Here is a 22276-nt window from a genome sequence, read left to right on the forward strand (position 1 = left end):
TAACCGAGCCGCAACCACGCCCCGGCAAAGTCTGCCGCAGGCGGCAGGAGGCGGCCTTCGGATGCGGCAGGCGCGGCGCGAGGTAGTGACCGGGTTGGGGCGGGCGAGATGGGCGCGGGCCTGATCGCGCAACTGCGTGCGCTCGGCACCCTGCGTCTTGCGCTGCTGGGTGGCGCCGGACTGGCGGTGCTGGGGCTGCTCGCCTGGTTCGTGCTGCGCGCGGGCCAGCCGCCCATGGCGCTGCTGTACGGCGAACTCGACCCCCGCGATGCCGGCCAGGTCGTCGCAGCGCTGGACCGTGCGCGCGTGCCCTATCGCATCGAAGCCGGCGGCACGCGCATCCTGGCACCCGAGGAACAGGTGCCGCGGCTGCGCCTGACCCTCGCGCGGGACGGCCTGCCGCAGGGGGGATCGGTCGGCTACGAGATCTTCGACCGCGGCGAATCCCTGACCACGACGCCTTTCCAGCAGGATGTGAACCGGCTGCGCGCGCTGGAGGGGGAGCTGTCGCGCTCGATCCGCCAGCTTGCCGGCGTGCGCGGCGCCCGCGTGCATCTGGTGCTGCCGCGGCGGGAGGCGTTCTCGCGCGATCGCGGCGAGGCGCAGGCCTCTGTCGTGCTGACCATGCAGGGCGCGCAGCGGCTGGACCGCGACGGCGTGCAGGCGGTGCTGCATCTGGTCGCGACGGCTGTGCCGGGGCTGCGGCCGCAGAACATCTCCATCGTGGACAGCCGTGGCGCGCTGCTCGCCCGTGGCGGGCAGGCGCTGTCCGGCCCGGCCATCGCGACCTCGCAGGAGGAGATGCGCCACGCCCAGGAACTGCGCATCGCCCGCGCGGTGGAGGAAATGCTGGAACGCACCCTCGGGCCGGGCCGCGTGCGGGCCGAGGCGGCGGTCGAGATGGATTTCGACCGGGTGCAGACCACCGAGGAACGCTTCGACCCCGACAACCAGGTCGCGCGCAGCCAGCAGAGCAGCCAGGAATCCTCGCGCGGGTCCGAAGGTGGCGCCACGACGGTGCAGAACAACGTCCCGAATGCGGACCCGAATGGTGGCGCGTCCACCACCCAGGAGAACCGGTCGGAGGAAACGACCAACTTCGAGATCGGCCGCACCACCCGCAGCACCGTGCGCGAACACCCGGTGATCAAGCGGCTGTCCGTCGCCGTGCTGGTGGATGGCGTGTGGGAAACGCCGGCCGGCGGCGCCCCAGTCTTTCGCGAGCGCACGGCCGAGGAGATCGCGCGCATCGCTTCCCTGGTTCAAGGTGCGGTCGGCTATGACGAACGGCGCGGCGACCGCGTGCAGGTCGTGTCCCTGCGCTTCGCCGAGCCGCCCGCCCCCGATGCGCCGGGCCCGGGCATGTTCGACCTCAGCTTCAGCAGCACCACCCTCGCGCGGCTGGCCGAAAGCGCGATCTTCGCGCTGGTCGCGCTGCTCGCGATCCTGCTGGTGGGCCGCCCGGCGGTGGGGCGGCTGGTGACGCTGGCCGCGCGCCCTGCAATCGCCGGCGATGCCGGCGCGGCGGTCGTCGCGGGCGCGGCAGGCGCCGCGGCGCTGCCGGGCCAGTCCGGCGAGCATGCGGCCCTGACCGGCGCGACGGAAGGGGACGCCGCGATGATCTCGCTGGCGATGGTGGAAGGGCAGATGCGCGCCTCCTCCATCACCAAGCTGCAGGATCTGGTGGATCGCCATCCGGAGGACGCGCTCGGCGTGGTGCGACGCTGGATGACACCGGAAGCGACGTGAGGAACGACGCATGGCTCTGAACGGCGCCCAGAAGGCAGCCACCTTCATGCTCGCGATCGGGGAGGACCACGCCTCACGGCTGTTCGCCAAGATGCATGAGGACGAGATCCGCGACATCTCCCAGGCCATGGCCACGCTCGGTTCTGTTCCCGCCGCCGCGGTGGAGGAGCTGTGCCGCGAATTCGCCGACAACCTTGGCCAGACCGGCAATCTCGTCGGGTCCTGGGAAACCACCGAGCGGATGCTGCTCAAGACGCTGCCGCGCGAGCGCGTCGCCCAGATCATGGAGGAGATCCGCGGCCCCGCCGGGCGCACCATGTGGGACAAGTTGGGCAACGTGAACGAGGCGGTGCTCGCGAACTACCTCAAGAACGAATACCCGCAGACCGTCGCGGTGGTGCTGACCAAGGTAAAGGCGGACCACGCCGCCCGCGTGCTGTCGCTGCTGCCCGAAGGATTCTCGATGGAGGTCATCATGCGCATGCTGCGCATGGAGACCGTCCAGAAGGAGGCGCTGGACGGCGTCGAGCGCACGCTCAAGGCCGAGTTCATGTCGAACCTCGCCCGCGCGCAGCGGCGCGATGCGCATGAGATGATGGCGGAGATCTTCAACAACCTCGACCGCCAATCCGAGACGCGCATCCTCGCTGCACTCGAGGAACGCAACCGCGACGCGGCCGAGCGCATCCGCGGGCTGATGTTCACCTTCGACGATCTCGGCCGGATGGATGGCACAGGAGTGCAGGTGTTGATGCGCGCAGTGCCGAAGGAACAGCTCACCCTCGCGCTCAAGGGCGCGTCGGAGACTCTGCGCGACCTGTTCCTCAAGAACATGACCGAGCGCGCGGCGAAGATGCTGACGGACGACCTCGCCAATCTCGGCCCGGTCAAGCTGCGCGACGTGGATGAAGCGCAGGCGGCGATGGTGCTGCTCGCGAAGGACCTCGCGGCGCAGGGCCAGATCCAGATGCAGGACAGCCGCGAGGAGGAGATGGTCTACTGACATGCGCGAGGCCTTCGCCCCTGTCGCCGCCGAGCCCACGTCGCGGCAATTCATGCCGACGCTGCTGGTCGCCGCGCTCGATGCCGCGCGTCGCGAGGCAGCGGCGGCGCCACCACCGGCAGCGCCACCGATCGAACCGCTGCTCGCCGAGGCTCGGCGCGGGGGCTGGGAGGATGGCCTCGCGGAAGGGCTGCGCCGTGCCGCGGAGATGCAGGAGGTGGCTGCCGCGCGCATCGCGGAGATCGCCGTAGAGGCGTTGCGACAGGGCCAGGACGCGGCACGCGAGACGGCCGGGACCGCGGTGCAGGACCTCGCGCGGCTTGTGCTGTCCGTGCTCGATGCCGCCTTGCCGGGGCTGGCGGCGGCGAGCGGCGCGCCGCTCGCCGCCGCCTTCGCGCGGCGCGTCGCACCGATGCTGGAGGCCTCGCCGGAGGCGAGGCTGCGGGTAGCCCCGGGCTTCGGCGATGCGGTGCGCGCGCTGCTTGGTTCCAGCGCCATCACGGTCGAGGAGGATGCCACCCTGCCGCCGGGCGATGCGCGGGCGGTCTGGCGCAGCGGCGGCGCGGGCTTGGACCTGGCAGCGCGGCGCCAGGCGATCCGCCAGCTTCTCGAATCAGCCGGCCTCGGGCCGAAGGAGTAGACCATGTCGGGATCAGCCGGCTTCGAACCCGTATCCGCAGCCTCCGAGGAAGCACGCCAGGCGGCTTCCGCCCCCGCGCGGGAACTGGAAGCGGTCTACGACATCCCTGTGCAGATCAGTGCGGTGCTGGGGCGCGCGACGATGCAGGTGTCGCAACTGCTCAAGCTCGGGCGCGGCGCGGTGGTGGAACTGGACCGCAAGCTTGGCGAAGCGGTGGACATCTACGTCAACAACCGCCTCGTCGCGCGCGGGGAGGTGGTGATGGTCGATGACAACCGGCTCGGCGTGACGATGACCGAGATCGTGAAGTCGGACCGGGGCGTCTGACCATGGCGCGCATCCTCATCATCGGCTCGCTCGAAGCGGAACTCGGCATCGCGGCGCGGATCGCTGCGGCGCGTGGTGCGCGGCTTTCCGTCGCTGAAGGGGCAGCCGCCGGTCTCGCACGGTTGCGTGGCGAGGGCGCGGACCTCGTGCTGTGCGACGTGATGCATGATGTCGGCTGGCTGATCGGACAGATGGCGGCGGAACGCTTCGCCTGCCCGGTGGTCGCCTGCGGCCGGCCGGACGATGCCGATGGCGCGGTGCGCGCGATCCGTGCCGGGGCGAAGGAATACCTGCCCTTGCCGCCCGATCCCGACCTGATCGCGGCAATGCTCCAGGCGGTGGCGGGCGATGCCGAACGCCCGGTGGTGCGCGACCCGGCGATGGACGCGCTGCTGGCCCGCGCGGAACAGATCGCGCGCGCCGAGGCCTCCGTGCTGATCACCGGCGAAAGCGGCACGGGCAAGGAGGTGCTGGCACGCCACATCCACGCCGCATCCCGCCGCGCGCGCGGCCCCTTCGTCGCGCTGAACTGCGCCGCGCTGCCCGAGGCTCTGCTGGAATCCGAACTGTTCGGGCATGAGAAGGGCGCGTTCTCCGGCGCCATTGCCGCGCGCAAGGGCAAGTTCGAGCAGGCCGAAGGCGGCACGCTGCTGCTCGACGAGATCGGCGAGATGGACCCGCGCCTGCAGGCCAAAATCCTGCGTGCCATCCAGGAACGCGAGATCGACCGGCTCGGCGGCTCGGCACCGGTGAAGGTGGATGTGCGCATCCTCGCGGCCACGCATCGCGACCTCACCGGCGAAGTCGCGCGCGGGCGGTTCCGCGAGGACCTGTATTTCCGCCTGGCCGTGGTGCGGCTGCGCATCCCGTCTCTGCGCGAGAGGCCGGGCGACATCCTGCCCCTGGCGCGGCATTTCGCCGAACGCTACGCGCGCGCCAACGGGCTGCCCATGCGGGGCGTGGCGCCGGCGGCCGAGGCGCTGCTGCTCGCGCATCCCTGGCCCGGCAATGTGCGGGAATTGGAGAACACGCTGCACCGCGCCGTGCTGCTCGCCGAAGGTGCCAGCATCGGGCCGCAGGCGATCGACCTGCTGGAACACCTGCCGGCGCTCGCCGCCGACGCGCCACCGCAGGTCGCGCCTACGCCGAAGCAAGCGCCGGCCGTCACCGCCCTGGTCGGGCGCAGGGTGGAGGAGGTCGAGCGCGACCTGATCCTGGAGACGCTGTCGCATTGCCTCGGCAACCGCACGCGGGCGGCGGAAATGCTCGGCATCTCCATCCGCACGCTGCGCAACAAGCTGCACGAATACCGCGCTGCAGGGGCGGCGGTGCCGCCGGTGCCCGGGCAGATGCCCATCCCCATGCCGGTCGCGTAGCAGGTGGGTTCGATCGCCCTGCCCGGCTGGCTGCGCCGCGCGCAGCCGGGCAACGACATGACGCTGGCGCTCGGCGTCGCGGCGCTGCTGGTCGTGCTGGTGGTGCCGCTGCCCACGGTGCTGCTGGATGCGTCGCTGGCGCTTTCGATCACGGTGTCGGTGCTGGTGCTGATGGTGGCGCTGTTCCTGCGCCGGCCGCTCGACTTCACCTCCTTCCCCACGCTGCTGCTGCTAACCACGCTGCTGCGCCTTGCGCTGAACGTCGCAACCACGCGCACCATCCTGACCCATGGGCATGAGGGCGAAGGGGCGGCGGGGCATGTCGTCTCGGCCTTCGGCGGCTTCCTGATGGGGGGCGATGTCGTCGTCGGGCTGATCGTCTTCGCCATCCTGCTGGTGGTGAACTTCATGGTCATCACCAAGGGCTCGGGGCGCATCGCGGAGGTCGCGGCACGGTTCAGCCTCGATGCGCTGCCCGGCAAGCAGATGGCGATCGATGCCGACCTGTCCGGCGGGCTGATCAATGAAGCGGACGCGCGCAAGCGGCGCCGGGAACTGGAGGAAGAGACCGGCTTCTACGGCGCGATGGATGGTGCCGCGAAATTCGTCCGCGGCGACGCCATCGCCGGGCTGATCATCACCTTCATCAACCTGCTCGGCGGCATGGCGATCGGCGTCGCGCGGCATGGGCTGTCCGTCGCCGAGGCCGCGCAGACCTTCTCGCTCCTGACCGTCGGCGACGGGCTGGTCAGCCAGATCCCCGCCCTGCTGGTCTCGGTCGCCGCCGGCATCGTGGTCACCAAGGGCAGCACCGAAGGCACGGCGGATGAGGTGGTGATCGGCCAGTTGGGGGCCGGCCCGAAACCGCTGGTCATTGCCGCCGGCGCGGCCGGGGTGATGGCGCTGCTGCCGGGGATGCCGATGCTGCCTTTCCTCGCCTTGGCGGGTGGCGCGGGTGCGGCGGCCTGGGCGACGCATCGCCGCGCGCTGGCGCCGCCGGCCGAACAGGATGCCCCGGCCGCCGCCGCCGAACCGCCCATCGCCGAGACGCTGCGCATCGATCTGCTGCGGCTCGAACTCGGCTATGGGCTGTTGTCGCTCGCCGCCGGCGACGCGCCCCGCCTGACCGAACAGATCAAGGGCCTGCGCCGCACCATCGCGCAGGAGATGGGCTTCGTGCTGCCTTCCGTCCGCATCCAGGACAATCTGTCGCTGGCCCCCGACACCTATGCCATCCGGGTGAAGGAGATCGAGGCGGGGCGCGGCCGGCTGCGTCCGCCGCTGCTGCTGGCGATCGACCCGACGGGATCGGTGCCGAACCTGCCGGGCGAGCGCTGCCAGGAACCGACCTTCGGCCTGCCCGCCATCTGGATCGAGGAAGCGCGGCGGGAGGAAGCGCTGGCGCGCAACTGCACCGTCGTCGATGCGGCGGGCGTCGTCGCCACGCATCTGACCGAGTTGGTGCGGGAGAACATGGCCGAGCTGCTGTCTTTCGCCGAGACGCAGAAGCTGATCGATGAATTGCCCGCCGAGCACCGCAAGCTGGTGGCCGACCTGGTGCCGGCGCAGATCGGCATCGGCGGCATCCAGCGCGTGCTGCAGGCGCTGCTGGCCGAGCGCGTTTCGATCCGCGACCTGCCGACCATCCTGGAGGGCATCCAGGAGGCGCATGCGGCGGGTGCACGGTCCGTGCCGGGCATCCTCGCCATCGTGCGCGCCCGGCTGGCGCGGCAATTGTCCGACGCGGCGCGCGGCCCGCAGGGCCATGTGCCGATGATCACGCTCTCGGCGGATTGGGAGGTCGCCTTCACCGAGGCGCTGATCGGCCCTCCGGAGGAGCGCCAATTGGCCATGGCGCCGTCGCGGCTGTCGGAGTTCATGGAAAAGCTGCGCGCCACTTTCGATGCGGCGACGGCGGCGGGGGAACAGCCGGCACTGATCTGCTCCGCACCGATCCGCCCGCACGTCCGCGCGATCGTCGAACGCTTCCGCCCGGCGACCATGGTGTTGGCGCACACCGAGATCCACCCGCGCGCCCGCATCCGCACTGTTGGCACGCTGTGAGCCCGGCGCCCGGCACCAAGTCCCGGCATTCCAAAGGCCCCCTGGCCTTTGGTGGGGGAGGCTCGGAGGGGGCAAAGCCCCCTTCGACCGCGCTGGCCCGCCCATGCGGCTGAAAACCTACCGCGCCCCCCGTATGCCGGAGGCGATGGCGTTGCTGCGTGAGGAGCTCGGCGCCGATGCCGTGATCCTGTCCACCCGCCGCACCGCGCAGGGCGTCGAGGTGACTGCCGCGCTCGAAGCCGAGGAACCCTTGCTGATCCCGCCGGCGTCCCAGGCGCCAAGCGCCCCGGCGGGCCCGCTCGCCTTCCACAACCTGCCCGCACCGCTCGCCGCGAAGCTGACGCATGGCCCGTTGGAGCAGGCGCTGACGGGCGCGCTCGGTTTCGCGTCGCTGCCCGATGGGCGGGATCGGCCGATCATGCTGGTCGGCCCGCCGGGGGCGGGGAAGACGCTGACCTGTGCAAAGCTCGCCGCGCGCTTCGTGCTGGCGGGTGGCCCACCGGTCGTCGCCACCACGGACGGCCAGCGCGCGGGGGCGACGGCGCAGCTTGCGGCCTTCACCGGCGTGCTGGGGCTGACGCTCGCGGTGGCGCAATCGCCGGCGGCACTCGGCAAGGCGCTGGCACGGCGCGCCCCGGGGCAGCCGGCCCTGGTGGACAGCGCCGGCTGCGATCCCTTCGATGCGCGCCAAGTCGTCGCACTGCATGCGCTGGCCAGCGCGGCGCAGGCCGATCTGGTGCTCGTGCTCCCGGCCGGGCTCGATGCCGGCGAGGCCGCCGACCTCGCCCGCGCCTTCGCGGCACTCGGGGCGCGGCACCTGGTGCCGACGCGCCTCGATGCCGCGCGGCGGCTCGGCGCGGTGCTCGCCGCGGCCGAGGCCGGGCCGCTGCTGCTGACCGAAGGCGGCACCAGCCCCGAAGTCGTGGATGGCCTCGAAACGCTCTCGCCTGCAAGGCTGGCGGCGCGGCTATCCGCCGCACCACGCCGCGGTGACCTTCACACGGCCGGGGAGGCCGCATGATGATCCAAGCCTTGGCAGGCCCGGCGCCAGGGGCGGGCCGCATCCTGGCCGTCGCCTCGGGCAAAGGGGGGGTCGGCAAGACCTGGTTCGCCATCACCCTGTCCCAGGCGCTGGCGCGACAGGGGTTGCGCGTGCTGCTGGTCGATGCCGATCTCGGCCTCGCGAATGTCGATGTGCAGCTCGGCTTCCAGCCGGCGCGCGACCTGTCCGCCGTGATCGCCGGGGCGGTGGCGGCAGAGGATGCGGCGATCGCCCATCCCGCCGGCTTCGACATCCTGGCCGGGCGGTCGGGATCGGGGGCGCTGGCGATGCTCGATGCGGCGGCCATCGGCGCGGTGCTGGCGATGCTGCCGCGCATGGCCTCGCGCTGGGACCGGGTGGTGGTGGATCTCGGGGCGGGGCTGGAGGCGCCGCAGCGCCGGATCGCCGCGGCCGCCGATACGCTGCTGGTGCTCGCCACCGAGGAACCGACCAGCCTGACCGACGCCTATGCCGTGCTGAAGCTGCATGGGCGGGACCGGCCGGGCGGGGATGCGCGCATCGTCGTCAACCTTGCGACCGACGCCGCGGCCGGGATGCGGACCCATGCGGCGCTGGCCCATGCGGCGGCGACCTTCCTGAAGCGCGACGTGCCGCTCGCCGGCGTGGTGCGCCGGGACAACAAGGTCCGCGACGCAATCCGCCACCAGGCCGCCCTGCTGACGCGCCATCCGGGTTGCACCGCCGCGCGGGACGTCGAGGCCGTCGCACGCGGACTTTAACACCGCCTCCCTTGCGGTGTGGCCCTGCAAGGTGTTCATCGTATCCATGGCTGCGCTTGTGCGACTGGACCGGGACCTTCGGGTTGATTTCGTCCGAGGCTTCGCGCTGTGGGCGATTTTCGTGAACCACACGCCCGGCAACTGGCTCGGCTATGTCACGCCGCGCAACTACACCCTCGCCGATGCGACCGAAGCCTTCGTGCTCCTGGCCGGCTATGCCGCCGGGCTCGCCTACGGCGCGACCATGGATCGCCAGGGCTGGTTCTTCGGTGCATCCCGCGTCATGGGGCGGGTCTTCACGCTGTATGTCGCGCACATCTTCCTGCTCGTCGTCTTCACGGCGCAGGTGGGGCTTTCGGCCGCCCGGCTTGATTCCGCGGCCTATCTCGACGAGCTGCATCTCGACCCATTCGCCTCCGACCCCTATCGCGCGCTGCTGGAGGCGCTGCTGCTGCGCTACCAGCCCTCCTTCCTGAACATCCTGCCGCTCTACATCACGGTGCTGGCGATGTTCGCCCTCGCCATGCCGCTGCTGCGGTGGCCATGGCTGATGCTGGCAGCCTCGGCGGGGCTATGGGCGGTGGCGCGGGTGTTCGACATCACCCTGCCGTCCTGGCGCGGGGAGGACTGGTTCTTCAATCCGCTCGCCTGGCAGTTGCTGTTCTTCATCGGCTGCGCCCTGGCCTACCGGCCGCCGGGCGGGCATGCTCTCAGCGTTCCGTGGCGGCGCTGGGCCGGGGTGCTGTGCGCGCTGATGCTCGTGGCCGGCGCCGTCATGACGGTGCTCATCTACTTCCAGTGGGAATTCACCGAGGCGCGGCTGCCGGCCTTCGCGCCCTATCTCGCGGCGATCGACAAGGCATCGCTGCACCCCGCACGGCTGCTGACGATCCTCGCCATGACCTACCTGATCGCCCACCTGCTGCCGAAGGACGCGGCCTGGCTGCGCAGCCGGCCGGCGCGGCCGTTGATCCTGATGGGCCAGCAATCGCTGCCGGTGTTCTGCGCGGGCATCGCGCTGTCCTTCCTCGGCCGCGTCGCGCTGGAGGAAGCGGACGGCCCGGCCATGCAGGCCGCGGTCAATATCGGGGGCGCGGTGGCGCTGGTCGGCCTCGCCATGCTGACCGCCTGGTATGGGTCGGAGAAGCGGGGCGGGCGCCGCCCCGCAACATCGGGCTTGCCGGCACCCGCCGCGCCCGATAACGGTTAGGTGAGATGCGCGGCATCCTCGCCCTGGCGATCTGCCTGATCCTCTCGCTGCCGGCGGCGGCGGCGGAGGGGCCGGGATGCGGTGCGCCCGATGAATGGCTGCAATCCTCGCCGCTGCGCGCCACCGCCACGGGCCTCTCCACCGGCCGGCTCAGCATCCTCGCGGTCGGCTCAGCCTCGGTGACCGGCCCGGGCGCCAGCAGCCCGGCGGCGGCCTGGCCGGCGCGGCTCGAAGCCCTGCTGCGCGAAAGGCGGCCCGATCTGGAGTTGCGCTTCGAGGTGCGCGGCGCCCGCGGCAGCACGGCGGCCGACCAGTGGCAGCAGATCCACGAGGCGATGCGCGCCGGCCCGATCGACCTGGTGATCTGGCAGGCCGGCACCACCGAGGCGCTGCGCAGCCTGCCGATCGACGACATGGCGGCGGCCATCGGCCAGGGTCTCGATCGCCTGCATGCCCGGGGCATCGACGCGGTGCTGATGGGCATGCAGTTCAGCCGCTTCCTGCGCGCCAATGTGGATGTCGATCCGTATCGCGACGCGCTGCGTGTGCTGGCGGGGGCGGGGCATGCGGGGTTCTTCTCCCGCTTCGACATCATGCGTGCCTGGGCCGAGACCGGCACGGTGGATGTCGAGCGCACCCCGCGCGACCGCCGCACCGCCGAGATCGACAAGCTGAACGACTGCTTGGCCCGCGCGCTCGCGGCCTTCATCCGCGATGGGGTGCAGGAGGCGCGGCGCTAACCGCGCCGCGTCAGAACAGCCCTTCGATCCGCCCTGCGGCATCAAGCCGGATGGTCTCGGCCGCCGGCACGCGCGGCAGGCCCGGCATTGTCATCACGTCGCCACAGATCGCCACCACGAAGCCCGCACCGGCTGACAGCCGCACCTCCCGCACCGGCAGCACATGGCCTTCCGGCGCGCCGAGCTTCGTCGGATCGGCGCTGAAGGAATACTGCGTCTTGGCGATGCAGACCGGCAGGTCGCGGAAGCCGTCCTCCTCGAACCGCTTCAGCTTCGCCGCCACCGGGGCGGGAATGGCGACCGAGGCCGCGCGGTAGATCTCGCGCGCGATCGTCTCGATCTTGCCGGTGAGCGAAACATGGTCGGTGTAGAGCGGTGCGAAGGATGCGGTACCGCCATCGATCAGCCGCTTCACGGCATGGGCGAGCTGCACCGCGCCCTGCGCGCCATCGCCCCAATGGGTGCACAGGATCGCCTCGGTGCCGAGCGCGCGCATCGCGTCCTGCACGGCGGCGATCTCGGCATCGGTGTCGGAGGTGAAGCGGTTGAGCCCGACCACGACGGGGATGCCGAACTTGCCGACATTCTCGACATGGCGGCTGAGATTGACGACGCCGCGGCGGACCGCCGCGACATCCTCGCGCCCCAGATCGCCCTTCGCCACGCCACCATGCATCTTCAGCGCGCGCACCGTCGCAACGACGACGCAGGCGGCGGGCGACAGCCCCGCCTGGCGGCACTTGATGTCGAGGAACTTCTCGGCGCCGAGGTCGGCGCCGAAGCCGGCTTCCGTCACCACCACATCGGCGAGCTTCATCGCGAGCCGCGTCGCCATCACCGAATTGCAGCCATGGGCGATGTTCGCGAAGGGCCCGCCATGCACCAGCGCGGGAGAACCCTCGATGGTCTGCACCAGGTTGGGGGCGAAGGCGTCGCGCAGCAGCACGGCCATGGCGCCATCGGCCCTGACGTCCTTCGCCGTCACCAAGGACCCGTCGCGCCGCTGGCCGACAACCATGCGCCCCAGCCGCTTCTGCAAATCACCGAGGTCGCGCGCCAGGCAGAACACCGCCATGACCTCGGAGGCGACGGTGATGTCGAAGCCGTCCTCGCGCGGGAAGCCGTTCGCCACGCCCCCGAGCGACGAGACGATCGAGCGCAGCGCCCGGTCGTTCATGTCGAGCCCACGCCGCCAGGTGATGCGCCGCGCGTCGAGGCCCGACCCGTTGCCCCAGTACAGGTCGTTGTCGACCATCGCCGCCAGCAGGTTGTTGGCGCTGGTGATGGCGTGGAAGTCGCCGGTGAAGTGGAGGTTGATGTCCTCCATCGGCAGCACCTGCGCATAGCCGCCGCCAGTGGCACCCCCCTTCACCCCGAAGCAGGGGCCGAGCGAGGGTTCGCGCAGCGCGATCATCGTCCGCGTGCCGATGGCGTTCAGCGCGTCGCCCAGCCCGACAGTTGTGGTCGTCTTGCCCTCGCCGGCAGGGGTCGGACTGATGCCGGTGACCAGGACCAGCGCGCCGTCGGGGCGGTCCCTCTGGGCGGCGATGAAGTCGAGGCCGATCTTCGCCTTGTACTTGCCGTAGGGCTCCAGCGCATCGTCCGGGATGCCGGCCTTTGCGGCGATCTCACGGATCGGCTTCAGCGTCGCGGCGCGCGCGATGTCGAGGTCGGTCGCCATGCCTTCATCCCCCCTCAAGTCGTAATCCGCCGCGCTTACGGGGAGTGCCGCAGGCTGGCAAGGGCCGCGCCGGGCTTCGCGCAGGGCCGGGATGGCCATAAACTCCGGGCAACATGCCGGAGGAACCAAGATGATCCATCGCCGCTCGTTGCTTGCTGCCGGTTCGGCGGCGGCCCTGGTGGGCACCGCCCAGGCCCAGGACAACTGGCCGAACCGACCCGTCAGCATCCTGGTTCCCTTCGTCGCCGGCGGCCCGTCCGACATCGTGGCGCGGGTCATCGCCCAGCGCATGGCGCTGACGGTCGGCCAGCCCGTGGTGGCGGAAAACCGCCCCGGCGCCAATGGAGAGGTCGCCGCCCGCGCCGTCGCCCGCGCCACGCCGGACGGGCACACGCTGCTGGTCGGGTCGATCGGCGTCTTCGCCATCAACGCCGCGCTGCGCCCGAACCTCGGCTACGACCCGGTGCGGGATTTCGCGCCGATCACGCTCGCCGTCACGACACCCAACGTGCTGGTGGTGAACCCGCAGCGCGTGCCGGTCTCGACCATGGCGGAGCTGGTCGCCTGGCTGAAGGCGAACGTGGGGCGCACGTCCTATTCCACCTCGGGCGTCGGGTCCTCGGATCACCTGACGATGGAATTGTTCAAGCAGGTGACGGGGACCGACCCAACGCATGTGCCCTATGGCGGCGGCGCGGCGGCGGCGACCGACCTGATCGCGGGCAATGTGCAGTTGTCCTTCCAGAACCTCGGCACCGTCGCGGGGCACATTCAGGGCGGGCGGCTCAAGGCCATTGCCGTGACGTCGCGCCAGCGCCACCCGATCCTCCCGGAAGTGCCGACCGCCATCGAAGGCGGCATCGCGGATTTCGAGGTGACATCCTGGCAGGCGGTGATGGCGCCGGCCGGCGTGCCCGCGCCGGTCCTGGCACGGCTCAACGCCGAGGCGACCGCGGCGCTGAAGCATCCCGAGAGCGTGCAGCGGCTGGAACAGATCGGCTTCAGCGTGGTCGCCAACAGCCCGGCCGACTACAGCGCCTTCCAGCGTGCCGAGATCGAGCGCTGGCGGCGCGTGGTGCAGACGGCGAATATCCGGCCGGAATAGGTGGAGGGCCCCGGCCCTCCCCGACTTCGCTCTACGCCGCTTTTTGCAGCACGTCGTCCAGCGCGGCGCCGATCGCGCCGACCGCCCGGCGCATGTCGTCCGGCGTGATCGCGCCGATGGCGCCGATGCGCATCGTCGGCGCCTTGGTGTTGTAGAAATTGCTGATCAGCACGCCCCGGCGCTTCAGCGCCTCGACGAAGACCTGCAGGTCGAAGCGCGGATCGGCGGGCTGGTGGATCGTCACGATCACCGGCCCCTGATGCTCGCGCGCCAGATAGGGCGTGAGGCCAAGCGCGGCCACGCCGTCATACAGGATGCCCACATTGGCCTGATAACGCGCGAGCCGCGCCGCCTGGCCGCCCTCGGCCTCATACAGGTCGAGCGCCACGTCGAAGGCGGCGATCGCCTGGACCGGCGGGGTGAAGCGGATGGACCCCCAGCCCGACCGCTTCGCATGCGCCAGCACGTCGGACAGGTCGAACGACCAGGACCCGGCATTGCCCGCGCAGGCCTCGGCGCGGTCGATGCGCGCCACGGCGAAGCCGATGCCCGGCATGCCTTCCAGGCACTTGCCCGAGGTAAAGACCAGCACGTCGCATTCGGGATGGCCGGCCAGCGGGAAGGGCAACGCGCCGAAGGCCGAGACGGCATCGAGGATCAGCCGCTTGCCGGCCGCGTGCAGCGCGCGACCGATGCCCTCAGCATCGTTGACGATGCCGGACCCGGTCTCGTTGTAGACCATGGCCACGGTGCCGATGGCAGGGTCGGCGTCCAGCACAGGCATGATGTCGGCAGCCGTCGCGCCGCGCGTGTCGGGCAGCGGCAATTCGACGACGATCCGCCCGGCCTCCCGCGCCAGCCGCGCCATGCGCTGGGCATAGGCGCCGTTCATCGGGATCAGCACCTTGGCGCCCGGCGCGACGAAGGTCCGGATCGCGGCCTCGGTCACGAAATGCCCGGCACCCTGGATCGGCAGGGTCGCATGGACGCCCGGCGTGCCGCCGGCCACGCCGACGATCCGTTCCCGGATGCGGGCATAGACGCGCTGGAAATCGCGGTCCCAGGGGGCGATGTCCTGGGCCATGGCCGCCTTGACCTCGGGCCGGGTCTGCACGGGGCCGGGAATGAGAAGGAGCATGGAGTCGCCGTTCCGACGAAGGGATGGCAATGGTTCTGCCCCGCCTCGCACTGCACGCGCAACCCGGGCCGGCGCATGGCTGGCAGGGTCAGTCCGCAGCGCGCCGGCCATCGGCCGCCTCGGCCCGGCCCCGCAGCCAGTCCTTCAGCGCAGCCCGGCGGTCGCCCGGTTCGGCGCGTTCGAGGAACACCGCGAGATGCCCCGGCCGGCGGTCCGGCACCACCCGATAGGCATGGGTCCACGGCCCATGGCCCTGGTGCAGCACGACATAGAGCCAGGAGGTCTCGATGCGGCCAAGCCGCGTCGTCCAGGCACACAGGGCAACGAATTCCGCCTGGTCGCCCGGGGCGAGCAGTAGATCGAGGTCAGGGGCAGGCGTCGCGTCCAGCATCGGATCCTCCACATGGCTGGACCGGACCTGACGCGGCGACGCTTCCCGTTTGGTTGCCGGAGCGGCCGCATCCCCCCTTTCGGAGGCGCCACCTTGCCCGGGAAGGCAGGTTGGCGTTGGGCGCCGGCCCAACTCTTGATGCAGGGCCCAGAAAGCCATGCGCGGCGGGCAAAGGCAAGGGGCGCGCTCACGCGATCGCGGCGCCGCCGATCTCCCGCAGCAGCTTCTCGCGGATCGCCTCGGCGAAGGCGGCATAGTCGGGCGTGTGCATCGCGAAGGACCCCGGCCCACCGATCACCTCCGCCCGGTAGTGGTCGAGCAGGTCCGGCTCCTCGTTCAGCACGGCCAACGCGTTGATCGTGACCCCGGCGGCCACGCCGATGTCGCGCACCGGCCCCGGCGGGCGTCCCTGGTTGTGCCGGCCATCGCCCGAGACATCCATCACCAGCCGGCTCGCCTCCGCCGGCACAGCGCCGAGCAGGGCGAGGCCGGCGGCCATCCCCTCCCCCAGCGCGGTGGCACCAGGCGGGACCAGGCGCGGCGCATTGTCCACCGCCTCGGCGAGGGCCGCGGCCGCCATCGGGCTGTCCAGCCGGGTCCAGGGCACGGCGACCGCCTGCGCCCCGCGCCCTGACCATTGCATCATGCAGATCGCCACCGCCCCGCGCGGTCCGGCGGTGATCGCGGCCTGCACCGAGTCGTCGCGGAGTGCGGCCGCATAGCCGCCGAGCATGAGGCCGAACTCGTCGTAGTCCACGGAGGAAGACGAATCCACGGCGAGACACAGGGCGAGATCGACCTTCTCCATGCCCGTTTTTCGCACGTGCAGCGGTTGGCCGCACGCCCGGTTGGTGCGCATGCTGGCGCCGATGAGCCCTGGAGATTTGACGATGCACCGCAGGATCCTGCTCACCGGCGCGGCCGGCCTGGCGCTGGCGCGACCGGCCGTCGCGCAGGGCGCCTGGCCGAACCGCACCATCCGCATGGTCGTGCCCTACACGCCGGGTGCCGCGACGGATGCGATGGCGCGGCTCGCGGCGCAGAAGCTGCAGGAGAAGCTCGGCGTCACCGTGGTGGTGGAGAACCGCCCCGGCGCGAATGGCGCGGTCGGCAGCCAGGCGGTGCTGCAATCGCCGGCCGATGGCTACACCATCATGGGCTCCGCCTCGATTCATCCCATGGCGCGGCATGTGATGCGCAACGCGCCTTATGATCCGGTGACGGACTTCATCCCGGTGGCGCGCACCGCGCGCGGGCCGCTGGTGCTGGTGATGAACCCGCGCCTGCCGCAGACGACGATCCCGCAGGTCGTGGAAGCGGCGAAGGCCGAGCCAGCGAAATGGACCTTCGCCACCTCCTCGCTCGGCGCCGCGGGGCATCTGGGGTCGATCGAGTTCAACCGCATGACCGGCGCGAATATCGAGATCGTTGGCTATCGCGGATCCGCCCCGGCGCTGACCGATGTTGCGGCCGGCAACGCGCAGCTGATGTTCGACCCGGTGCTGGCCACGCTGCCGATGATCCGCGGCGGACAGTTGCGTGGCCTCGGCATCGCGACGGCGCAGCGAACGGCGCTCGCGCCCGACCTGCCGACCATGGCGGAATCCGGCCTGCCGGGCTTCGAGTTCTATTCCTGGTATGGCGTCTGGGCGGCGCGCGCGACGCCGCGGGAGATCGTGGACCGCATGAATGCCGTGATCGTCGAGGCGATGCGCGAGCCCGCGGTTGTCGAACGCCTGACCGGCCTTGGCTTCGAGCCGGTCGCCGAGACGGTGCCGCAGCTCGAACGCTTCATCGTCGAGGACGTGGCGCGCAACGCCGAACTTCTCCGCATCGCGAACTTCCAGCCCGAGTGATGTTGACGATCACCCCGGCCGCGCTGGCGGCGGAACTCGGCACGCCGGGCCTGGTGGTGCTGGACGGCAGCGTCTTCCAGCGCCCCTCACCGGACATGTCCACCATGCTGTCAGACAGCGCGCGGGCGTCCTTCGAGAAGTCGCGCATTCCCGGTTCGGTGCACCTCGACGCGCTGGACTGGCTGTGGGACCGGACGAAGCCCTACCGCTTCGCACTGCCGTCGCCCGACGCCGCAGCCGCCGCCTTCGGCGCCCATGGCGTGGGGGAGGACAGCCGCGTGGTCCTCTACGACCGCGTCGGCGGCAACTGGGCGACGCGGACCTTCTGGACGCTGCGCTGGCTCGGCTTCGACCATGTGCGGGTGCTGGAAGGCGGGCTGGCGGCCTGGAAGGCGGCGGGGCTGCCGGTGGAGAGCGGGCTTGCGCCGGCCCCGGCGCCTGCACCGCGGCCATTCACGGCGCGGCCGCGCACAGCGACAATCGCCGATCGCGCGGAGGTGCTCGCCGCCCTCGGCTCGCCCGGAATCACCGTGGTCAACGCCCTGTCCGCCGAACAACACGAAGGCACTGGCGGGCTGCCTTATCACCGCCCCGGGCGGATCACAGGGACGCGCAACCTGCCCGCGCCGCTGCTCGCCGACGGCACCCTCGCCCCCGAGGCCATCGCGGCCCTGGCCGAGCGGGCCGGCATTGCGAAGGGTGACCGCGTCATCGCCTATTGCGGCGGCGGCATCGCCGCCTCGAACCTTGCCTTCAACCTGCTGCGGGCGGGCTGGTCCGACCTCGCGGTCTATGACGGCAGCCTGGATGAATGGGGACGCGACTCATCCCTGCCGATGGAAACCGGGCCGGGCTGACCCAGCGGCGCCAGGGCCGCAAGCAGCCCATCCACCGCGAAGGCCATCAGCCCGGTGAGCAGCGCCCCCTGCACCACCCAGGCCGGATTGCCATTGACCAGCCCGGCGATGATCGGCGTGCCGAGGCAGGTCGCGCCGGCCACCGCCGCAACCGCCGCCGTCGCCACCGCCAGCACCGCGGCGACGCGCAGCCCGGCGAGGATCGGCGGGGCGGCCAGCGGCAGTTCCACCTGCATCAGCACCTGGCGCGGCGTCATCCCCGCCCCGCGCGCCGCATCCAGCACCTCCGCAGGCACTGTGGCGAGCGCCCCCGTCGTCGCCCGCAGCACCGGCAGCGTGGCGTAGCAGACCAGGGCGATCAGCGCCGGCGCCGCGCCGAAACCAACCGCCGGCACAGCGATGGCGATCACCGCGACCGGCGGCACGGCCTGGGCGAAACCGACCAGCGCGTCCGCGACCTCGCGCACCTCCCGCGCGCCGGGCTGCGTCGCGGCGATGCCCAGGCCGATGCCGATCGCCGCCGCCGGCAGCAGCGAGGCCACCACCAGCGCGCCATGGCTGAGCGCCAGCGCAAGGAATGACTCGCGGCGGTAGAGCGGCTCCGCGACATCTGGGAACAGCGCTGCGAAGACCGGCGCCGACAGCGGCAGCACCAGCAGCGCAGCGGCGAACAACGCGGCCGGCAGCAGCGGCCCGAGCCTCATGCCCGCAGCAGGTCACGCAGGGCGACCACGCCGGATGGGGCGCCGGCCGCATCCACCAGCAGCGCCGCCTCGGCCCGCGCCGCGAGCATCGCCTCCAGCGCCTCGCGCCCCGTCGCCGTGGCGGGGATGCGCGGCAGTGACGCCGGCGCTTCATCCGACGGCCCGGCGAGCGCGGCGGCCGCCACCAGCGCCAGCCGTCGCATCCCGATCGCGCCGCCATCCAGCAGGTCGCGCACGCGCGGATCGGCCGGTGCGTCGAGCAATTCCCGCGGCGCGCCTTCCTGCAGCAGCCGCCCATCCGCCATGACGGCGATGCGCGTGGCGAGGCTGAACGCCTCCTCCACGTCGTGCGTCACCAGCAGGATCGTCTTGCCGGTCGCCGCATGCAGCCGCGCCATCTCCTGTTGCAGCGCCTGCCGCGTCACGGCGTCGAGCGCGCCGAAGGGTTCGTCCATCAGCAGGATATCGGGATCGGCGGCAAGCGCGCGCGCCACGCCGACACGCTGCGCCTGGCCGCCCGAGAGTTCCGACGGCAGGCGGTCGCGATAGGCGGCCGGATCGAGGCGCAGCAGCGCCAGCAATTCCTCGACCCGCGCCGCGATGCGCACCGCCGGCCAGCCGAGCAGCCGCGGCACCGCGCCGATGTTGCGCGCGACACTCCAATGCGGGAACAGCCCGATACCCTGGATGACATAGCCAATGCGCCGCCGCAGCGCCGGCGCGGCTTCCGATGCCACGTCGCGCCCGCGCAGCAGCACGCGGCCCGCATCGGGATCGACCAGCCGGTTGACCATCCGCAGCGCAGTGGATTTTCCGGCGCCCGACCCGCCGAGCAACACCGCGAAGGCGCCTTCCGGCACCACCAGGTCGAGCCCATCAAGCGCCTGGGTGGCGCTGAAGGATTTGCGCACGCCCTCGAACCGGATCACGCGGCCGCCTCCGCACCGTGCGACGACAGCCCGTCCTCCAGCGCGCGCAGCACGGCATCCAGCACCAGCGCCAGGGCCGCGACGGGCAGCGCGCCCAACAGGATCAGGTCTGGCGCGAATTGCCCGAGGCCCTGGAACATCAGCACGCCGAAGCCGCCCGCGCCGACCAGCGCGCCGAGCGTGACCAGCCCCACCGCCTGCACCGCCGCGACGCGCAGCCCGCCCAGGACCACCGGCGCACCCAGCGGCAGCCGTACCCGCCACAGCACCTGCCCCGGCGTGAAGCCGAGGCCGCGCGCCGCGTCCACCGCCGCCGCCGGTGCCGCGCCGAGTGCGGCGCGCATCGCCGCCGCGACGGGCAGCAGCAGATAGAGGAACACGCCGAGCACCGCCGGCGCTGCGCCGATGCCGCGCAGCCCGGCCTCCCGCAGCAGCGGCACGGCGCGGCCCAGGGCGGCGAGCGGTTCGATCAGCAGCGCGAACAGCGCCATGGCGGGGATCACCTGCAAGGCCGCCAGCACACCGATCACGGCGGCCCCCGCGCGCGGTGCTGCGAAGGCGATGGCGCCGCAGGCCGCACCGACCGCCAGCGCGGGCAGCAGCGCCGCCGCCACGAGTTGCAGATGTCCGTACAAGGCGATGCGCAGTTCCGCCCCGCGCGACGCAGCCTCCCGTATCAGGCCGACATCGTCGAGCAGCCCCAGCGTCAGCATCGCGCCCAATGCCGCGACGATGGCCGCGGCCACAGCCGCCCGCCCCGCCGCGCCGATCGCCGCCCGGCCGAGAGCGAGCCGCGCCGCCAGCAGCAACGCGCCGATCGAGATCCAGGCTCCGGCCGCGGGACCGAGCCGCGCCGCCGCTGAGGACCCGGCCAACCGCGTCGCGACATCGCCGAGCGCGCCGAGCAACCCGCACAGCGCGACGGCGCAGGCCAGCACCGCCACGCGGCCCGGCAGCACCGCCGCCGCCAGGGCAGCCAGCGCCGCCGGCACCAGGAAGCCCAGGGCCTGCGCCTCGCCCGGCGCGATCACCCGTGGCGGCACGATGCGGTTCGGTGCCAGCACCGCCAGACCGAGCAACACCGGCGCCAGCACGGCGAACAGCAGCACTGCCGCCTCGATCGGTCCCGCGCGGTGCGCCGGTGTCAGCGGAGCAGCCCCGCAGCGGCGAGATGCGCGCGCGCGACCTCCCGCGCCGGCCGTCCCTCCACCGCGATGCGCGCGTTCAGGCTCTGCAGCACCGTCAGTTCCAGCGTGCGGAAAGCCGGGGCGAGCAACTCCTCGATGCGCGGATTGGCGCGCAGCACGGCACCGCGAATGGTCGGCGCTGGGTTGTAGACCGGCTGCACGCCCTTGGTGTCCTCGAGCACGACGAGATCAAGCGCGGCGATGCCGCCATCGGTGCCATAGACCATCGCCGCGTTCACGCCGTTCAGCTGCTGCGCGGCGGCGCGCATCGTCACCGCCGTGTCTCCGCCGGGCAGCACCAGCAGGCGATCCGACGGCAGGGTGAATCCATAGGCCTGCTGGAAGGCCGGAAGGGCGGCGGGGCTTTCGACGAATTCCGCCGACGCGGCCAGCTTGAAGGGCCGCCCCGCGGCGATGTGCGGCCCGAGGTTCTCAAGCGTGCGCAGGTTCGCCGAGCGCGCGAGATCGGCGCGCACCGCGATCGCCCATGTGTTGTTCGCCGGCGCCGGCTGCAGCCAGGCGATGTCGTTGCGCTGCGCGTCCAGTTCGCGGACCTTCTCATACCCCGCGCGGGCATCCTTCCAGGCCGGGTCGGCCTCCATCTGGAAGAAGAAGGCGCCGTTGCCGGTGTATTCCGGATAGATGTCGATCTCGCCGGCCAGGATCGCCGTGCGCACGATGCGCGTCGGGCCGAGCGGCACACGGTTCTCGACGCGCATGCCACCGGCTTCCAGCAGCAGCGCGATCATCTGGCCGAGCAGCCCGCCCTCGGTGTCGATCTTGCTGGCGACGACGACCGGTCGCGCCTGGGCAAGGGCGGGTGCCGCGAGCAGGGTCGCGCCGGCAGCGATCAGGCCATGACGGCGGGTCATTCCAGCGATGCGGATCATCTCGCGCTCCTCCTGCTTCCCGATGGCCCGGAGACTGCCACGCAAGACGCGGCCTCCGCGACCCCGGGGAGCGGCGCGGTCATGAAATCCTCAACCGCTGCCCGGCCCGCGCGCTATAGTGGTGCCCTGGCACGGCCGCCGCAGCCCCTGCCCGCGCCGCGTGCCGCCCCCCGGAAGCCACGCAGGAGCTTCAGCCCATGAAGGATCGCCCGCTGATCAGTGTCGCGCCGCATCGCGATGTCGTGTGCCTGCTTCCTGAAGCCACGGTGCAACTGGCCTGCACCCGCATGCGGGAGGTCCAAGCCACCGCGGTGCTTGTGACCGATGCGCAGGGCCATTTGCTGGGCATCTTCACAGGCCGCGACGCGATCTGCCGCATGCTGGCCGAGGGCCGCGACGCCGCGGTGACGACGTTGGGGGAGGTGATGACGCCGAAGGTCGAGGCACTGGGTCCGCGCGACCGCGCCATCGATGCGCTGCACCTGATGCATGACGGCGGCTTCCGCCACCTGCCGGTCGTCGAGGCCGGCCAGGTGCGCTCCCTCGTGCTGCGCAGCGACTTCCGGGCGCTGGAACGCGCGCAGATCGAGGTCGAGGAGCAGATCTTCGCCAGCATCCGGTAGCGCTGGCCCCCTGCCCTAGGCACC

General features: G+C 71.8%; 22 protein-coding genes and 1 riboswitch. Of the genes, 14 read left to right on the top strand and 8 right to left on the bottom strand.

Translation table 11 applies throughout. From position 1 onward, the window contains the following. Positions 1-108 precede the first annotated feature (108 nt). From fliF to AC2YHJ_RS25400, 10 genes are all read left to right on the top strand, one after another. Complete coding sequence (gene fliF / locus AC2YHJ_RS25355) at positions 109-1749, top strand: flagellar basal-body MS-ring/collar protein FliF (protein ID WP_487398970.1); 1641 nt, start codon at positions 109-111, stop codon at positions 1747-1749. A gap of 10 nt (positions 1750-1759) precedes the next feature. Continuing rightward, on the top strand, positions 1760-2752 hold the full coding sequence (fliG, locus tag AC2YHJ_RS25360) for a flagellar motor switch protein FliG (protein ID WP_487398971.1): 993 nt from the start codon (positions 1760-1762) through the stop codon (positions 2750-2752). Between the two features lies 1 nt (position 2753). Next, a complete protein-coding gene (locus tag AC2YHJ_RS25365) occupies positions 2754-3392 on the top strand; it encodes a FliH/SctL family protein (protein WP_487398972.1) in 639 nt (212 codons plus the stop codon). A gap of 3 nt (positions 3393-3395) precedes the next feature. Further along, positions 3396-3719, top strand: a complete 324-nt coding sequence (gene fliN, locus AC2YHJ_RS25370; protein ID WP_487398973.1) for a flagellar motor switch protein FliN — start codon at positions 3396-3398, stop codon at positions 3717-3719. A 2-nt stretch (positions 3720-3721) separates the two neighbouring features. Beyond that, on the top strand, positions 3722-5095 hold the full coding sequence (locus AC2YHJ_RS25375; RefSeq protein WP_487398974.1) for a sigma 54-interacting transcriptional regulator: 1374 nt from the start codon (positions 3722-3724) through the stop codon (positions 5093-5095). 57 nt (positions 5096-5152) lie between these two features. Continuing rightward, complete coding sequence (flhA, locus tag AC2YHJ_RS25380) at positions 5153-7159, top strand: flagellar biosynthesis protein FlhA (RefSeq protein WP_487398997.1); 2007 nt, start codon at positions 5153-5155, stop codon at positions 7157-7159. A gap of 145 nt (positions 7160-7304) precedes the next feature. Next, complete coding sequence (locus tag AC2YHJ_RS25385) at positions 7305-8180, top strand: flagellar biosynthesis protein FlhF (protein ID WP_487398975.1); 876 nt, start codon at positions 7305-7307, stop codon at positions 8178-8180. Next, positions 8177-8941, top strand: a complete 765-nt coding sequence (locus AC2YHJ_RS25390; RefSeq protein WP_487398976.1) for a nucleotide-binding protein — start codon at positions 8177-8179, stop codon at positions 8939-8941. Before AC2YHJ_RS25385 ends, AC2YHJ_RS25390 begins: the two co-directional genes overlap by 4 nt. 46 nt (positions 8942-8987) lie before the next feature. Further along, a complete protein-coding gene (locus AC2YHJ_RS25395; protein WP_487398977.1) occupies positions 8988-10151 on the top strand; it encodes an OpgC family protein in 1164 nt (387 codons plus the stop codon). A gap of 5 nt (positions 10152-10156) precedes the next feature. Continuing rightward, positions 10157-10891, top strand: coding sequence for a GDSL-type esterase/lipase family protein (locus AC2YHJ_RS25400; RefSeq protein WP_487398978.1), 735 nt, complete (start codon positions 10157-10159; stop codon positions 10889-10891). Between the two features lie 10 nt (positions 10892-10901). On the opposite strand, the gene AC2YHJ_RS25405 is transcribed toward AC2YHJ_RS25400, so the two are convergent. After that, the gene (locus AC2YHJ_RS25405) at positions 10902-12572 is read right to left on the bottom strand and encodes a formate--tetrahydrofolate ligase (RefSeq protein WP_487398979.1); all 1671 of its coding nucleotides are present in this window, start codon (positions 12570-12572) and stop codon (positions 10902-10904) included. A 130-nt stretch (positions 12573-12702) separates the two neighbouring features. On the opposite strand from AC2YHJ_RS25405, the gene AC2YHJ_RS25410 reads away from it, so the two are divergent. Next, on the top strand, positions 12703-13677 hold the full coding sequence (locus tag AC2YHJ_RS25410) for a Bug family tripartite tricarboxylate transporter substrate binding protein (protein WP_487398980.1): 975 nt from the start codon (positions 12703-12705) through the stop codon (positions 13675-13677). 31 nt (positions 13678-13708) lie between these two features. On the opposite strand, the gene AC2YHJ_RS25415 is transcribed toward AC2YHJ_RS25410, so the two are convergent. The 3 genes from AC2YHJ_RS25415 to AC2YHJ_RS25425 form a co-directional block, all read right to left on the bottom strand. Next, positions 13709-14815, bottom strand: coding sequence for a 2-aminoethylphosphonate--pyruvate transaminase (locus AC2YHJ_RS25415; RefSeq protein ID WP_487398981.1), 1107 nt, complete (start codon positions 14813-14815; stop codon positions 13709-13711). Positions 14816-14903: 88 nt separating this feature from the next. Then, complete coding sequence (locus AC2YHJ_RS25420; RefSeq protein ID WP_487398982.1) at positions 14904-15206, bottom strand: hypothetical protein; 303 nt, start codon at positions 15204-15206, stop codon at positions 14904-14906. A 39-nt stretch (positions 15207-15245) separates the two neighbouring features. Then, positions 15246-15353, bottom strand: a riboswitch (SAM-I-IV-variant riboswitch). Between the two features lie 40 nt (positions 15354-15393). Then, positions 15394-16014, bottom strand: a complete 621-nt coding sequence (locus tag AC2YHJ_RS25425) for a DUF1194 domain-containing protein (RefSeq protein WP_487398983.1) — start codon at positions 16012-16014, stop codon at positions 15394-15396. Positions 16015-16096: 82 nt separating this feature from the next. Here AC2YHJ_RS25425 and AC2YHJ_RS25430 point away from each other — a divergent pair, with 82 nt between their 5' ends. Together AC2YHJ_RS25430 and AC2YHJ_RS25435 are read left to right on the top strand one after the other, a co-directional pair. Next, the gene (locus tag AC2YHJ_RS25430; RefSeq protein WP_487398984.1) at positions 16097-17062 is read left to right on the top strand and encodes a Bug family tripartite tricarboxylate transporter substrate binding protein; all 966 of its coding nucleotides are present in this window, start codon (positions 16097-16099) and stop codon (positions 17060-17062) included. Beyond that, positions 17062-17919: a sulfurtransferase gene (locus AC2YHJ_RS25435; protein WP_487398985.1), complete on the top strand. Its 858-nt coding sequence runs from the start codon at positions 17062-17064 to the stop codon at positions 17917-17919. The genes AC2YHJ_RS25430 and AC2YHJ_RS25435 overlap by 1 nt, the downstream gene beginning before the upstream one ends. On the opposite strand, the gene AC2YHJ_RS25440 is transcribed toward AC2YHJ_RS25435, so the two are convergent. Genes AC2YHJ_RS25440 through osmF form a run of 4 tightly spaced genes read right to left on the bottom strand, consistent with a single transcriptional unit; the run spans position 17853 to position 21629 of the window. Further along, the gene (locus tag AC2YHJ_RS25440; protein WP_487398986.1) at positions 17853-18623 is read right to left on the bottom strand and encodes an ABC transporter permease; all 771 of its coding nucleotides are present in this window, start codon (positions 18621-18623) and stop codon (positions 17853-17855) included. The two genes, AC2YHJ_RS25435 and AC2YHJ_RS25440, sit on opposite strands and share 67 nt — an antisense overlap. Further along, complete coding sequence (locus AC2YHJ_RS25445) at positions 18620-19552, bottom strand: ABC transporter ATP-binding protein (protein ID WP_487398987.1); 933 nt, start codon at positions 19550-19552, stop codon at positions 18620-18622. The genes AC2YHJ_RS25440 and AC2YHJ_RS25445 overlap by 4 nt, the downstream gene beginning before the upstream one ends. Further along, positions 19549-20661, bottom strand: coding sequence for an ABC transporter permease (locus AC2YHJ_RS25450; protein WP_487398988.1), 1113 nt, complete (start codon positions 20659-20661; stop codon positions 19549-19551). Before AC2YHJ_RS25450 ends, AC2YHJ_RS25445 begins: the two co-directional genes overlap by 4 nt. Positions 20662-20696: 35 nt before the next feature. Next, on the bottom strand, positions 20697-21629 hold the full coding sequence (osmF, locus tag AC2YHJ_RS25455) for a glycine betaine ABC transporter substrate-binding protein OsmF (RefSeq protein WP_487398989.1): 933 nt from the start codon (positions 21627-21629) through the stop codon (positions 20697-20699). Between the two features lie 197 nt (positions 21630-21826). On the opposite strand from osmF, the gene AC2YHJ_RS25460 reads away from it, so the two are divergent. Next, positions 21827-22252, top strand: a complete 426-nt coding sequence (locus AC2YHJ_RS25460) for a CBS domain-containing protein (RefSeq protein WP_487398990.1) — start codon at positions 21827-21829, stop codon at positions 22250-22252. Positions 22253-22276 lie beyond the last annotated feature (24 nt).

The organism is Roseomonas sp. SRI_022 (genome assembly GCF_057586215.1).

Excerpts from the sequence above, each read along its gene's own strand:
- fliF (WP_487398970.1), top strand. The coding sequence starts at position 109 with ATGGGCGCGGGCCTGATCGCGCAACTGCGTGCGCTCGGCACCCTGCGT.
- fliG (WP_487398971.1), top strand. The coding sequence starts at position 1,760 with ATGGCTCTGAACGGCGCCCAGAAGGCAGCCACCTTCATGCTCGCGATC.
- AC2YHJ_RS25365 (WP_487398972.1), top strand. The coding sequence starts at position 2,754 with ATGCGCGAGGCCTTCGCCCCTGTCGCCGCCGAGCCCACGTCGCGGCAA.
- fliN (WP_487398973.1), top strand. The coding sequence starts at position 3,396 with ATGTCGGGATCAGCCGGCTTCGAACCCGTATCCGCAGCCTCCGAGGAA.
- AC2YHJ_RS25375 (WP_487398974.1), top strand. The coding sequence starts at position 3,722 with ATGGCGCGCATCCTCATCATCGGCTCGCTCGAAGCGGAACTCGGCATC.
- flhA (WP_487398997.1), top strand. The coding sequence starts at position 5,153 with ATGACGCTGGCGCTCGGCGTCGCGGCGCTGCTGGTCGTGCTGGTGGTG.
- AC2YHJ_RS25385 (WP_487398975.1), top strand. The coding sequence starts at position 7,305 with ATGGCGTTGCTGCGTGAGGAGCTCGGCGCCGATGCCGTGATCCTGTCC.
- AC2YHJ_RS25390 (WP_487398976.1), top strand. The coding sequence starts at position 8,177 with ATGATGATCCAAGCCTTGGCAGGCCCGGCGCCAGGGGCGGGCCGCATC.
- AC2YHJ_RS25395 (WP_487398977.1), top strand. The coding sequence starts at position 8,988 with ATGGCTGCGCTTGTGCGACTGGACCGGGACCTTCGGGTTGATTTCGTC.
- AC2YHJ_RS25400 (WP_487398978.1), top strand. The coding sequence starts at position 10,157 with ATGCGCGGCATCCTCGCCCTGGCGATCTGCCTGATCCTCTCGCTGCCG.
- AC2YHJ_RS25405 (WP_487398979.1), bottom strand. The coding sequence starts at position 12,572 with ATGGCGACCGACCTCGACATCGCGCGCGCCGCGACGCTGAAGCCGATC.
- AC2YHJ_RS25410 (WP_487398980.1), top strand. The coding sequence starts at position 12,703 with ATGATCCATCGCCGCTCGTTGCTTGCTGCCGGTTCGGCGGCGGCCCTG.
- AC2YHJ_RS25415 (WP_487398981.1), bottom strand. The coding sequence starts at position 14,815 with ATGCTCCTTCTCATTCCCGGCCCCGTGCAGACCCGGCCCGAGGTCAAG.
- AC2YHJ_RS25420 (WP_487398982.1), bottom strand. The coding sequence starts at position 15,206 with ATGCTGGACGCGACGCCTGCCCCTGACCTCGATCTACTGCTCGCCCCG.
- AC2YHJ_RS25425 (WP_487398983.1), bottom strand. The coding sequence starts at position 16,014 with ATGGAGAAGGTCGATCTCGCCCTGTGTCTCGCCGTGGATTCGTCTTCC.
- AC2YHJ_RS25430 (WP_487398984.1), top strand. The coding sequence starts at position 16,097 with ATGCACCGCAGGATCCTGCTCACCGGCGCGGCCGGCCTGGCGCTGGCG.
- AC2YHJ_RS25435 (WP_487398985.1), top strand. The coding sequence starts at position 17,062 with ATGTTGACGATCACCCCGGCCGCGCTGGCGGCGGAACTCGGCACGCCG.
- AC2YHJ_RS25440 (WP_487398986.1), bottom strand. The coding sequence starts at position 18,623 with ATGAGGCTCGGGCCGCTGCTGCCGGCCGCGTTGTTCGCCGCTGCGCTG.
- osmF (WP_487398989.1), bottom strand. The coding sequence starts at position 21,629 with ATGATCCGCATCGCTGGAATGACCCGCCGTCATGGCCTGATCGCTGCC.
- AC2YHJ_RS25460 (WP_487398990.1), top strand. The coding sequence starts at position 21,827 with ATGAAGGATCGCCCGCTGATCAGTGTCGCGCCGCATCGCGATGTCGTG.